General features: G+C 47.8%; 12 protein-coding genes. All 12 read right to left on the reverse strand.

From position 1 onward, the window contains the following. Nucleotides 1-13: 13 nt before the first annotated feature. Complete coding sequence (locus TI10_RS16585; RefSeq protein ID WP_049584504.1) at nucleotides 14-961, reverse strand: BsuBI/PstI family type II restriction endonuclease; 948 nt, start codon at nucleotides 959-961, stop codon at nucleotides 14-16. After that, on the reverse strand, nucleotides 958-2,427 hold the full coding sequence (locus TI10_RS16590) for an Eco57I restriction-modification methylase domain-containing protein (RefSeq protein ID WP_049584505.1): 1,470 nt from the start codon (nucleotides 2,425-2,427) through the stop codon (nucleotides 958-960). The genes TI10_RS16585 and TI10_RS16590 overlap by 4 nt, the downstream gene beginning before the upstream one ends. A gap of 187 nt (nucleotides 2,428-2,614) precedes the next feature. Continuing rightward, on the reverse strand, nucleotides 2,615-3,994 hold the full coding sequence (locus TI10_RS16595) for a VasL domain-containing protein (protein WP_049584506.1): 1,380 nt from the start codon (nucleotides 3,992-3,994) through the stop codon (nucleotides 2,615-2,617). 53 nt (nucleotides 3,995-4,047) lie between these two features. Then, nucleotides 4,048-4,482: a type VI secretion system baseplate subunit TssE gene (tssE, locus tag TI10_RS16600; protein ID WP_049584507.1), complete on the reverse strand. Its 435-nt coding sequence runs from the start codon at nucleotides 4,480-4,482 to the stop codon at nucleotides 4,048-4,050. A gap of 3 nt (nucleotides 4,483-4,485) precedes the next feature. After that, a complete protein-coding gene (gene tssJ, locus TI10_RS16605; RefSeq protein WP_049584508.1) occupies nucleotides 4,486-5,022 on the reverse strand; it encodes a type VI secretion system lipoprotein TssJ in 537 nt (178 codons plus the stop codon). Beyond that, on the reverse strand, nucleotides 5,003-6,079 hold the full coding sequence (gene tssG, locus TI10_RS16610; RefSeq protein WP_049584509.1) for a type VI secretion system baseplate subunit TssG: 1,077 nt from the start codon (nucleotides 6,077-6,079) through the stop codon (nucleotides 5,003-5,005). The genes tssJ and tssG overlap by 20 nt, the downstream gene beginning before the upstream one ends. Further along, nucleotides 6,043-7,809 carry a type VI secretion system baseplate subunit TssF gene (gene tssF / locus TI10_RS16615; protein WP_049584510.1) on the reverse strand — a complete coding sequence of 589 codons (1,767 nt, stop codon included), beginning with the start codon at nucleotides 7,807-7,809 and terminating at the stop codon, nucleotides 6,043-6,045. Before tssF ends, tssG begins: the two co-directional genes overlap by 37 nt. Nucleotides 7,810-7,901: 92 nt before the next feature. Next, the gene (gene tssA, locus TI10_RS16620) at nucleotides 7,902-9,500 is read right to left on the reverse strand and encodes a type VI secretion system protein TssA (RefSeq protein ID WP_049584511.1); all 1,599 of its coding nucleotides are present in this window, start codon (nucleotides 9,498-9,500) and stop codon (nucleotides 7,902-7,904) included. Nucleotides 9,501-9,502: 2 nt separating this feature from the next. Further along, entirely contained in the window at nucleotides 9,503-9,634 is a 132-nt protein-coding gene (locus TI10_RS26395; protein ID WP_275669920.1) for a hypothetical protein, read from the reverse strand. Between the two features lie 34 nt (nucleotides 9,635-9,668). After that, nucleotides 9,669-10,436, reverse strand: coding sequence for a hypothetical protein (locus TI10_RS16625; RefSeq protein WP_049584512.1), 768 nt, complete (start codon nucleotides 10,434-10,436; stop codon nucleotides 9,669-9,671). A gap of 213 nt (nucleotides 10,437-10,649) precedes the next feature. Continuing rightward, nucleotides 10,650-11,660, reverse strand: a complete 1,011-nt coding sequence (locus TI10_RS16630; RefSeq protein ID WP_049584513.1) for a putative type VI secretion system effector — start codon at nucleotides 11,658-11,660, stop codon at nucleotides 10,650-10,652. Nucleotides 11,661-11,737: 77 nt separating this feature from the next. After that, a complete protein-coding gene (locus TI10_RS16635; RefSeq protein ID WP_049584514.1) occupies nucleotides 11,738-12,721 on the reverse strand; it encodes a putative type VI secretion system effector in 984 nt (327 codons plus the stop codon). Nucleotides 12,722-12,748: the final 27 nt, after the last annotated feature.

Here is a 12,748-nt window from a genome sequence, read left to right on the forward strand (position 1 = left end):
AAACTCAGTACACTCATTCGTAAGGGCCGAGGAAACGCACCCCGTTAAAATGAATAAGATGGGACGGCGCATCTGCAACCCACACCTCGCTCTCCCATGCAATTTCGCCAAGGTAGCGGCTCATAATACTTCGATTCGGAAAGGCGGTAACGTAGACCAGACCGGCGGTCGATCCAGCAAATAATTCAGCGAGCTCAGCGTGCCGCTTGCTATCAACTGGGCCATGACTAGTAACAGATTCAACCAACAACAACCAATTTTTCGCTGTGTAATGCAGTACAACATCCGGCATCTTACCGTGTGAATCTACATCAACACCCAACCCAGATAACAATACAGAGTCGAAGTAACCCCACTTGTCGCCAGTATCACCAGCGTAGACCAACACACTACCCGGCGCAAAGCGTGGGGCAAAATCCTCGATAATGGCTCGTATCAGCATGCTATGCTCTCCGGGGCTGAGAGCAATTTTCCTCCCAGGAGCAATTTCAACAGGAATACGATTCTGTTCACGCTCTTTGGCATAACGGGAAATCAGCGTTTCCCGCTCGGCCAAATAGGCTGTTAAGTTGTCATACCATTCAGGCATACCAAAGGTTCGCAACAAAGCTAAAGTAGCGGGTTCAATCTGATAAACCGCCTTAGGGCTGTTCACTGAGCGATCAGGTTTATCTGGATTGTAAAGGGCAATACTCGCATGACAGAACTGATGCATAGTCTGACGGCGAAACGTCTCGCGGGTATTGGGCGCATATTCTTTGTTGTAGAACTCTCGCACCCAGTTCATGATGGGCGTAATGCCCAAAAGCGGGTTTTCCGCAGCGGCCCACGCCTTACCCGGCGTGAGGTTCAATAGGGCCAACAGACACAAAGCAGAACGCTCATTCTGTTGTGCGCGTGGCAACCCCAAAGAAGTGATGATCTGGTACGCCGCTTTGATATAGTCGTTTTTGTCGTTCATTCGATTAGGTTTCCTAATTTGGCATCAATCACAGCTTGCGTGAGTTCTCCTTGCTGCATAGCCCATTCGCCAAGTTCAATCAAAGTTGCGCGGCTCGGGTACTTCATCATCTTGAGGTCAGTTGCATTAACCTGAGTATGGCCGTTGAAACGTCGAAAATTCTCATCAACAGCGGTCGTGTTCAGGAACACAGCCAAGCCGCGGGCCAATCGTTCGGGCAAACCATGCTTGTCCTCATGGAATAGGTTTAAGTGGTTCTCAAAGCCCAATACGGGCGCGTCGCCAAATGTATCTGGTTCAACCACATTCGCCATGATTCGACGCTTTTCCTCTTTGGACGAAAAACGCCGTACCACACAGTAAAAACCGCTTGGGTAGAGCCACTTTTCAGTGTCAATGTTGCGTTCAATAGCGTTAGGCTTTTTCATACCTTCTATGGGCCATCGAGTAACGTTGCTGCTGAAATGGCCGGGGTAGAGTAAAGGCGCGGTCCCCGGCCCCGGCATGCTGTGCAGGTGCGCTTTCAGCCGGAAGTCAACCACAGGCCCAGTAGATACCTTGATACCAAGGTCAGCCAGCGTATAGCGGATTGCCGAGGATAACTCCAGGGCGCTTTTCTCCGGCGACGTGGGCACATGGATAAATTGCTCGGGGTCATCCGGGAATACAATCCGATCAAATGGGTACTCATGGGTAGCAAGGTCGGTTAAAGTGTCATCAGTCGAAGTTGATACCGTCACTGGCCCTTGCTGACCACCACATTCAAACCGAATGATGATGTTCTCTTGCAAAACTTCGTCATCTTTGAACGCCTTGCTGCGCGATCCAAATAAATGCATATGCCGAATAGCTGCACGCACCAGAATGAAATTACGGAATGGCCGGTAATAGGGTCCATTGCAAAAGCTACGTGGAATGATCGCCACGATCTGCCCACCTTGCACCGCCTCAGACACGGCAAGCGCTACAAAGGCCGAATACAGGTTTACTGTCTCGATACCAACACGACGCAAAGCCAATCGATGTGCTGAATTACTGTTAATCTTTTTGTAAGGCGGATTGAGGATCGCATGTGTATAACCTTGCGCCTGTTGATCTTTGGCAGTTGCCAGTTCGATATAATCACCCACGATGATACGCGGCGTCACATTGCTGTATCCAGCCAAGTGCTGTGCTAGATAACAACACAAGTTGTCATCAATCTCGTAAGCCGTCACCTCGGCAGACTCAAAGTCAAAACCACCCGTCACCCATCGATCAAGGAAGGCACACGATAATGTCCCCACTCCTGCGCCCGCATCTAACAGGCGGCAGGTACGCAGAGTGCTAGGTGGAAAAAGGGATGCCATAAAACGGGCTACGTTAGAAGAGGTCATGAATTGACCGAATTCAGCCTTGCGTTTCTTAGTCATCCGGGGAGCAATCTTACGGCGCACACTGTCTGCGGTTTCTAGTTGTTGGAGCATTATCGTATCTGGATAGTAAATTTCGTTTAGTGTAAATGATACACCACTGAGCAACAATGAAATCTGATTTTACCTCATATCCTCTGTACTGACTGTTTTAACATCCATAAAAACAGATAAAACATCCCCCCTTCATGATCAATCAACATGTTAACCCGATTTTATTAATTTCTTACTTTCCACCAAGCTACCCTCCTACTTTCAGCAACAAATAATAGCGATTCAGCAATTGACTAAAACGGGTGTCAATTTGCATCAGTAATGCCAGAGATACGGTACCGCTCTTTTTTTGCTCCGCCAGTTGACGCAGCAACTCTTCTAACGGCGGAGTATTCGCCAACGGCTGCCGAATACCAAACACCATAGACTTCAATTCAGAACCGGTGAGATAACGACCGCGTTTTTCATCCAATGCATCAAGTCGTTCTGTCAGATGTTGCAGGCGTAATTGGGCCAGATGGTAATTTTCCAATGCCGACATAGGCAACGCTGCTGCTTCACGCTGATGTAACCACTGATTTTGCATATCCTGTACTACTTGACTGGCCGGCCACAATGTACGTAGCTGTTGCAATAGCTGAGAGCCATAATTCAAAGGCCACAAAGCTGGCAAGGTGTTTAAATGTGTCAGTCGCGCCCGACTCGCATCTAACGTTTTATCCTGTAACCGGCTCAGTAGCGCCGCATTGTCCGATTGGTGTAATTCGACAAGTTGGGCAGGAAGCAGTGTCTGCGGTAATGGCGCTGTCGTCGCCAGTAAAGCCTCAACCAATGAGGACGGTTGTCGCATCCTGTCCACCAGCCAACCGCCTGTCACAACCAACGCACAAAATGCAACCCCCGCCACAAAACCGTGCCAGGCTTTCCAACGCGAGGCAGTCAAGGCCTGAGCGACTTTGACTTGCGGCTGCACCGATGAGATTGCCTCCTGTACCACATAGATCAGTTGCGGCGAAGATAGCTCCTCGGGCAGCAAAATAGCATTGCCTTCAACAGGCTGCGCGGAAGCGAGAGATACCGACACTGCGCCCTTTTCCTGCTCCAGAGACTCTAATCGCCGGGCGCTGTTGTGAAGCTGTACACGCAAGCTGTCGAGTTTACTCACATGTTTCAGCTCCAGACGTTGAAGCACTTCGCACAACTGTTCAAGCACCTTTTCCACTCGGTAAATTAGCGGCAAGTCAATATAGGAGAAGACGCAAGTACGCAATACCTGCTGTAAACGTGCAACCAGCCAGGCGAAAATTTCAATCCGCGCATGAGTTGGTTGAGGCCAGAATTGCGCCCATTGATGGCTCACTAATCCATCAATCAATGCTAATCCTTCATCAATACCGGCTAATCCAGCGCGTTGAGCTCGGGCCAACGTGTACCAAGCGGCACTTTGTAGCTCTACGCCATTTAATCGAAACAACGCCAGGCAAAGTTGTTCAACTCTGGCCCAATTAACATCAGGTCGAGCCGGATGGTTCAATTTACCGATCTCTTCTTTTAGCGCACTGAATTCCGGCAGCGCGCGTGGGTCATCCCCAGTATGTATCGTGTTGCCGGATGATATTGCAGTCATAACAGTTATCCTTATCAGGCTATTTCAGCAAGCTAGCCTGATGAAAAAGAGGGTTAATCTATATGGCCTTGTTGGCGTAAATGGCGAATTAATACCTTTCCTTCCGGCACAAATTCCGTACTAAAACGCACTAATCCTATGTCTTTCAGCTCTGCGTTGATGTCATAACGCAGATGCCCCGGCTCAATTTGCGGTAGTAACGTGATATAGACTTGCTTCAAACGCGGTTCATAGGTCAACAACGTATGTTCGATTGTGGCAATCAGACTCTGTGACGACGCCGGCAGCCCTTGCAAAATGACGTTGAAATCAGGCAGACCATAATCCGGCAAATGGGCAAGCGAACCCGCACGACTGCTCAGGATACGTTGCATATTATCCATCACGGATAAAATCACTTGATTCCGTTCATCGATCTGCTTGAGATCCAGCCCACCGTTAAAGTTAAACATCAACATTTCGTAAAGCGAAGGTCTTAGATGTTTCATTGATCACCCCTTCATCGCATCCAGTGTCAGGGCGCCGCTACCCAACTCGATCGTGCGCGGTTTATCCGCATCCAATTCGTCACGCCTGATCACCAACCGCCAACCATCATTGGCGGCATCCGGCGTATGAAACAGCCCCACTACCCCAACAAACCGCGCTGCTTTTTCCATCGGCATATCCAGTGACACACTCCCCTTCGGCGCCACTCTGATATCCCGCTGCGTCAGCCGATCCGGCTTAAGCACTTCACTATCGCCTTTCAACAGTTCCGCATAACTGGCATGCTCAAATGCTTTATTGTCTTTAAGCTGATAAACACGTACTACCGTGCTCAACGGAGTTTGCGCGTCGGTGGTGTTAAGCGCACTGCGCCCACTGAAATCCAAACGCAGCGTTTTCACCTGTTTATGAAAAATGGATTGCGTCACGGCTACCGTGCCGTCAGTTACAGTCTGTGTCAGACCACATCCAACTAACCCTTGCGTCATCAGACACACGATGCCGCCCATCACGACGGACTTAAAATTGATAGCTGCCATTCTCGGCCTCCCTATATTGATAACTCGGTAAGAGCCCTTGATAGTGCCCCAGATTAATTTTCACCATGCCTGAAACCGTTTGTGATCCCGGTTTCAATCCCAATACGCCCGTTCGACCTAACCGAACGCGCTGTTTCCCTAATTGCGCCGATGGCAATACCCATTTAGGTAAAGTGAGCTGTAACCGCACACTGCAACGCCACCCCAGATAAACACGCAGCAACACCAACAGGTCGGTATGCAGTTCTCCTTGCGGTAACCACCCTTGAGCTTCATCGATATCTTCGGTATAGAGATCCAGCGCCATTTGGCTGTTAACATCCGTCCCGACTTTGCCCAGTACAGGACGTTGAGAAAGTTGAACCGGATGGCGACGACTTAAGTGAACCGGTTGGGTTAACCGTACTCGCCTGCGATCATGAGGAACCACCTGTACCTGCGTGAGAGGAGCCAACAGCTTGACCAGCGCCATCACGCCTTCCGCTATCCGGGTTGGCAACCGCATGATGCTGAGCAGAGCCAGAAAGCGAGAAGCCGGCGTAGCAATATGTTGCTGGCTGCCGGCGATCCCCAAACCAATCAGCCCAAGCAGGCATTGAGAGGTTTGATCTTGACCACTCGGTTCATAAGTCGCGGGATAGGAATATTTACGCCAGATACGGTAATACTGGGTCATCATGCGATGGTTAAAAATATCCAGAAAGTCTGCTACGCCTTCATAGCCTTCACTCTGCTGGACGATATCATTCAGATAAGCCGTCGGCAGCGGTGAATCTACGCCATACAGGCCGAGAAACGTTGTGCGTACTGTCGGCGGCTGCTCCGGCTGTTGCTCATCCCACTCCACATTTTTCAGTTCACCGGCGGGAAAACCCATACCGGGATCAGGCCGGAAACGGATCGGATCATCACCGGGCGACATCGTACTGCCCAACGGCGGACACCCATCCCGCATACTCTCCAGCAACTGGCAGAAGCGATAAAAGTTAAAATCGTAAATATTCGGCGCCAGTTGCTGCATTAACCGGGAATACGCTGATTGTGATTTTCTTGCCATCGCAAACATCTCCCTGAAGGTTGAAGGATTAATGTCAATTGATTAAACAGATGAATATCGGTATACAGCGAGAAGAAACGGTTAAGCAGCTCACCGAATAGGAAAATATCGCCTTCGCCGGAAAAACCATTGCTGTTCAGCGTAATCTCAATATCAACGCCCCGTAGCAGGAAGCCCTTTTCAAAACGTTCGATCAACGCGTGTTTCACCCCAACAATGGCATCCAGACAGCGGCAGTTCATCTCGTCATTCGTCCAGTTATAAAGCCCTAACGTGCCGCGCAGCACTTCCGGGTTATCCATCATGCTAAGAAAGTTAGAACCGAGATGACTCAATATCCGCCAATGGAAACGGTCATTCGCCGGGGGATAACAAGGCAACGTTGGTGAACAGAGGTTGCTTACGCTCAGCTTGCCTGCGGCGGAGTGCAATGTCTGTTCAAGCTGGGTATTACGTAATGCCTGACGGGGTAACTGGCCGTTGGTTCCGGTGATACGCAGCGAAAGGGTTTCATCATCAATCTCTGGGTCGGTTTCAAATGATTCCCCACCGAGGATCAGCCAGGTATCGTGCAAACCCGAAGGACCTCGAGATACACGCGTATGGAAATAACGCTCCGGCGCGGAACTACGCATGATGCCGCCCCGATGGCGAAAGCTGCTAAACGGTACAAAACGCTGCGCGTCACCTCGTCGGGAAGAGGAGACTTCATCCACCGAATAGATTTCAGTATGACCATCCTGAATGCGCATCGGGCGCAGTAGATACTCATTTTGCAGACGCGAAATGTGCATCGGATCAGCTTCAACATTGAACAAATTGATTACCGGCACACAATGCAATCGGATATTTTCCGCTGAAAACTTCAATTCATAGGGCCACAGCTCACTGAGTACGATATCCAACTCAAACCAAGGCGTACCGGTAGAAATCTCCAACGAATCCAAGCCATTGAGCGCCACAAACATAAATTTTTCACGGAAAGTGAAATATTCCAGCAACAACTGATAACCACTGAACGCGCTCCCCTCTTTCGGCCATAAGAGATCATCACTGTCAAACCCCATTGGTGAAAAAGAGCCATTATTAAGATGAGAACGCTTTTCCTGATTCGGCAAGCGCGCGTAAATATGTTGAGTCTGTCGGGTTAGCGCCAGATGCAAGGCAGAACTCACCGGACGGCCCGCTTTGAGGTACAGAGGCAGCCGCGTCAAATCCACTTTATCCCACTCCGTCAATTGACCGCAGTCAAAGCGCAAACGGATCACGGAACGGCCGTCGGCTTCATTTTGCAACGTAGCAGAGGTGATATGCAGCGGTGTAATCTGCACATCACGGGTAGTCCGGTAATAGCAGCGGGTCTGGCTTGGCCCTACGGGCTGAGATATCACTTCAAACCCTTTGGCGATCATCTCACTTTTTGCCAAAGTCTGATAATCCGGCGCCAATTCAACAATGGAAAGTGAAGGAATAGTCCGCAGATAGTGCGGCCACAGCAAACTCACCAGCCCTTCCGTCAATTCCGGCAAATCATCGTCAAGTTTTTGGCGCATCCGCCCTATCAGGAAAGCGAAACCTTCAAGCAATCGCTCCACATAAGGATCGAGATCCCGCTCGTCACTCAGATTCAGCATCGCCGCTCGGTCTGGGTGCGCCTGCGCGAACTCTTTGCCAGCTTCACGCAGATAGTGCATTTCCGCCTCGTAATAGCGGAGAATTAAATCATCCATATCATCACTCTTAATGGTTGTTATAAAAAGAAAAGGAATAAAACAAGTCGAGAAGGCGTATGGCGGCGCCTACAACTGATAAGCAGAGTCAATCACCCGCAAAGTACCGACGCTCTGACTGGATCAATCGCCACCAATCCCGCCAGCAGCATCTCCATCCGTTGCGCCATCCTCGCTTTATCATGTTCACTACGTTGGGCTTTCATGCGCAGCAACTTAAGCAGACACGCTTTCACCTCAAACATCAGTTCCGGCTCCCATTCGCCAAGATTGAATTGCTCATCGGCGTCAAGCTCAGTCAGTAAATGCAGCGCTATTTCATGCTTGCCGTATTGCTCAGCCACCCGCGCCATCAGCAAGCGCTGTAACCAGCGGCAGCGGGCCCCATTGATGCCGGGCAATTGCCCCAACCAACGCAACGCCGCATCAATGCCTTCGCTGTCCGCCAGTTGCAGCGCCTCCGCCTCCAGCGCCAAAACATCATCATCGTGTCGAGGTTGCGCCGGTAAAGGCTCAAACTGCCAATCTGCCTGATTGTCATGAACCTGTTGGGTTATCCAGTTGGCGGTCACCTCATCGGCAAAAGGCGTTCCATCGTTATAGGCCATACTCTCCAGCCCCGGCAGCCGTTCAAGCAGTATTCTCAGATCGTGTTTCATGATGTCCGCCCAACTTTCATAAGGGCAGCCTAATCGGCTCAATGCCTGACAGAGATACCATTGCAAATCCAGCCAAAAATGATTCACCCCTTCCGCAAACATGCGCTCGACCTGTTCCAATAACTCATGCCAGTTCTGTTGCCGATAAAGCCGCTTTAACTGGGCGCGATATTCGGTGCGGGGAGGAACCAGACGGGTACGCCCATCAGCATCCTGTGGTGGTAGCTGATGCACGGTATCCCACCGGACACTACGTATCAGCCGGGCGGAAGAGAGCCAGCCCTGTGGTTGATCACGCAGATAACGCACCAGTTCACGCGCCTGATCCAGCAGATCACGCCCAGATTGCACCTGACGCCATACCGGCGGCTTACCCGGCGCGGATGCATTACTCTGTCCCGCCGATGGCGCCGCCGGAGCGGCAGTTTGCGGCACCACCGCACTCACTCCGCCGGACTGAGCTAATCGGTTCTCCAGTGTTCTTGCCAGCCCGACGAGGCTTGGACGAGATTCTTCATCCCAAGAGGAAAATGATTGTTCCAGTAACGCCAACGCGGCCAGAATATGGTCAAAATCAGTCCGATTTACCTCTGGATAGCGTGATAAACTGTCCCGCATTTTGGCGCCAGTCAGCCACTCCAGCGCAGCTTTACGGCTGCTAGCCCGACTGGGTAACAAGGCCTCGCCAAAACGATCCACTAATCCAGCCAATAGCGCCAACCCTTCTGCCAGACCGCGTTCCCCCTCACTATGCAGACGTGCCCACACATAGTAGGTCGCCACACGGACGTCTTTGCACCGGGTGGTCAACAGCTTTTCCGCCAGTTGACAAATCAGAGCGGTATCAATGCCACTGAGTTTATTGACCTCGTCCCGCATACACTGAAAATCGTCTTCATAGACCGGATCACAGCCAATGGGCGCATCAGTACTAATGGGTAACAACCAGTTTTCCCACAGCGCCGCATTCTGCCGTGCTTCTGCCAATACATCACGTTCAATAAAACAACTCGCAATTAGCTGTTGCAGCATCTTTATATTCTCCTTTGACGCTGAATATCTCTGTCAGCCATTGAAACTTGTTTTATTTCAACTAAAGAGATAGCAATAACTTCACCATCGCCATTGAGCTGTTCGCTCAAGCGAATAACACCTTTAAACATCATGAACCCTATATCATTAAGGATAAATTTTTCACATTTAGAACGTGATAATATTATCGTTCGGATTATTCAATGCTGCCTGTGAAAGTAGCTTGATAACTTTTATAAGGTCGTCTCTTTCGACAAATTTCTTTGAGAATACAATGTCGATTTTTTTATTTAAATTAACAACAATCAGTACACTGTTTTCACGCTCCTCCACCCTATTAATACAGCCATAGGGCAAGAAAATAGTTTTACTCAACGCGGTTGGTGTTAATAAAAAGCCCCCTTCCGTCTCGGCAAAGAAATAACGACCTTCTGTTTTACGATATGAGAGACAATGCATAGCCGTCATCATCATACAAATACTAACCGCGCCCTTCATTGACATAACCAGCGTTATGCAACCAAAAATACACATCCTTTTCCAATACCTATCCCGTACAAAATAAACCGCGGAATCGGGAGTCACATTACCTGCCTGATATTGATATTCATAGAATGGGGATAGTGCAACTCGTTGAATTAACAACAAACACCCAATGAAATAAAACGCGCCAAATGGAAAAAGACAAGATGCAATAAACGAGCTGACTTTCGCATACTTTGGCGCTTTGAGAATAACAAACAGATTAACCACCTCCAGCAAAATAAAAATCAACATCAAAGCATTGAATATCGATAATTTAGCAACAAGATGTCGCTCTTCATAAGAAAGAGCAAAATAACCAGCGCCAGCTACCTTTATAGCAACCAGTAAGACAAAATAGGTTAATACATTAATAGCCAAACCTATCCAAACTATTTTATAGATCTGATTCACAAAAAAACCTTAATTTACACAAAATTACAAACAAACCGAATAAAAATGGACAAAGCTTTACATTGGATAATTCGTTACTGAATTCCCCAAAGAAAAGTAATCTCTTAATATCTCTACATCTCGTTATAGATAATCCTGAAAACTCCCCATTACATGCTCTCTTTAATTTTCCTCCTCGGCTTTATTACTTGAATTAGTACTTAATTACTTGAATCAGTAATAGTAATAATAACTCCGAAAACAAGCCTCATCGGGCATAACTCTTTCACTCTCCTTATCAGATTGTTCGTCTGGAGAATTGACCTTGATTTCCTTCAACCTCTTTTCTGTAAATTTCTCAAGATTAATTTCTGTAGGATTAGGAAAACCCAATACCGTGAAAATCTCTTCAGCCAACCTAAATGTCGGTTTAGGTTTTCTCATGCAGGAAAAATAGATTAACGGTGAAAGGACAATTGCCATCAAAATACAAAACGAAGAGGCGTATTTTATATAATCAATCATGTCTTCTCTGGATTGCTCATGAAAAAGGCACGGTATCATAAATATAAAAAATAACAGTAAAGAAACATACCAGGTACCACGTGCCTGATATTTGGCATTTGAATGAATCCCCTGTCTACAACGCGGTGTCATAGAAACCACTCTCAATTCAGGATACGCAACCGCATAAACCACATAATGCCCTCCCTGCTTGGTTACCACTAATTCAACGTAATCACCCGCCTTTGCTACAGTAAATCCCAACCAACCGTGAAATGGCACACCATTGATTTTCCCTCGTACAAAATCACAGGTATCACTCTCCCGAACCTTGGTTTGCGAATTAATTGCTGCCGCTGAGGTATTTCCTGCTATCGATAGTAATAACGCCCCATACAGTTCCCGCTCTTCCTTACGAGCAAAGGCGGCCGGATCATATTCACGATCAGTAAAATAACCAACCACACACAGGGTTTCGAACTCTTCCAATATACCACTCACTTTGATTAATGGCTTACCCGGCGGTAATTCCGGCAGCGGCGGCTCTTTTGCTAATATTGCATCCAGTTCGGGGATTTTGGCTTGAAGCTCCGCAATGGCTTTTTCTATCTCCTCTCTATCTTCAGGATAACGCGGAATCATTACTTCTCTCTTAACTTCTATCTGTGTATTAAGACTTCTTCTCTGTCTTTTTATTTCATCAAAATCAATAGCATCTTTGTAAGGACGAAAGGTACTCATAAACCCTCCTTAATTGCGTCAGCAAAACTTTTACGTTGTTTTTCATACCGTTAATTTTTTCCATTTAATTACTTAGATCAGTAATAGTAATAATGGCTTGCGAAACATCCATCATCTGATAAAACTCTTTCACTCTCTTTACCGGCTCCCTCATCTAATGAATTGGCCTTGATTTCTTTCAGCCTCTTTCTTGTGAATTGGCGAATATTGAGATTCGTAGGATTAGGGAAACCTAATACCGTGAAAATCTCCTCAGCCAATTTAACTGTAGGTCTGGGCTTTTTTAGCCGGCGATAATATGTGCTGGGGGCAAATATCGCTATCATCAAAGCAAAAAATGGCAGCATATTTTCCAGAAGCTCCAAAGCATCTGTCCAAGCAACAATAACCAAAATAAGCAGGAATCCTCCAAAAAGACAGAAAGTACCGAATATCTGCTCTTTGGCATCTGCATGAATGCCCTGATCACAACGCGGAGTCATAGAAACTACCCTTAATTCAGGATGCGCAATCGCATAAACCACATAATTCCCTTCCTGCTCGGTTGCCGCTAATTCAACATAATCATCTACCTTTGCGGAAGTAAACCCCAGCCAGCCGTGGAAGGGGATGCCGTTGATTTTCCCCCGGACAAAATCACAGACATCCCCCCATCGAACATTGGTTTGCGAATTAGATCCCGAAGTATTTCCTGCCAACGCCATTAATAGCCCGCCATACAATTCCCGTTCTTCCTTACGAGCAAAGGCAACCGGATCATATTCACGCTCGGTAAAATAACCTTTAACACACAGAGTTTCGAACTCTTCCAATACGCCACTCACTTTAATTAATGGCTTACTGGGCGGTAATTCTGGCGGCGGCGGTTCTTTTGCTAATATCGCATCCAGTTCGGGGATTTTATCTTTTGTTTTTTCAATCTCCTTTTCTGACTCTTCTTTACTTTCTGGGTGACTTACTATCCAATCAAGATTAACCTCAATCCATGTATCAAGACTGCTCCTCTGACTTTTTATTTCTTCAAAGTCAATAGCATCTTTATAAGGACGACAAGTACTCATATGCCATCCTTAATTGCATTAGCAAAA

This window comes from Photorhabdus luminescens subsp. luminescens (assembly GCF_001083805.1).
GTDB lineage: Bacteria > Pseudomonadota > Gammaproteobacteria > Enterobacterales > Enterobacteriaceae > Photorhabdus > Photorhabdus luminescens.

Excerpts from the sequence above, each read along its gene's own strand:
- tssJ (WP_049584508.1), bottom strand. The coding sequence starts at position 5,022 with ATGGCAGCTATCAATTTTAAGTCCGTCGTGATGGGCGGCATCGTGTGT.
- tssE (WP_049584507.1), bottom strand. The coding sequence starts at position 4,482 with ATGAAACATCTAAGACCTTCGCTTTACGAAATGTTGATGTTTAACTTT.
- TI10_RS16590 (WP_049584505.1), bottom strand. The coding sequence starts at position 2,427 with ATGCTCCAACAACTAGAAACCGCAGACAGTGTGCGCCGTAAGATTGCT.
- TI10_RS16635 (WP_049584514.1), bottom strand. The coding sequence starts at position 12,721 with ATGAGTACTTGTCGTCCTTATAAAGATGCTATTGACTTTGAAGAAATA.
- tssG (WP_049584509.1), bottom strand. The coding sequence starts at position 6,079 with ATGGCAAGAAAATCACAATCAGCGTATTCCCGGTTAATGCAGCAACTG.
- TI10_RS26395 (WP_275669920.1), bottom strand. The coding sequence starts at position 9,634 with ATGATGTTTAAAGGTGTTATTCGCTTGAGCGAACAGCTCAATGGCGAT.
- TI10_RS16630 (WP_049584513.1), bottom strand. The coding sequence starts at position 11,660 with ATGAGTACCTTTCGTCCTTACAAAGATGCTATTGATTTTGATGAAATA.
- tssF (WP_049584510.1), bottom strand. The coding sequence starts at position 7,809 with ATGGATGATTTAATTCTCCGCTATTACGAGGCGGAAATGCACTATCTG.
- TI10_RS16585 (WP_049584504.1), bottom strand. The coding sequence starts at position 961 with ATGAACGACAAAAACGACTATATCAAAGCGGCGTACCAGATCATCACT.
- tssA (WP_049584511.1), bottom strand. The coding sequence starts at position 9,500 with ATGCTGCAACAGCTAATTGCGAGTTGTTTTATTGAACGTGATGTATTG.
- TI10_RS16595 (WP_049584506.1), bottom strand. The coding sequence starts at position 3,994 with ATGACTGCAATATCATCCGGCAACACGATACATACTGGGGATGACCCA.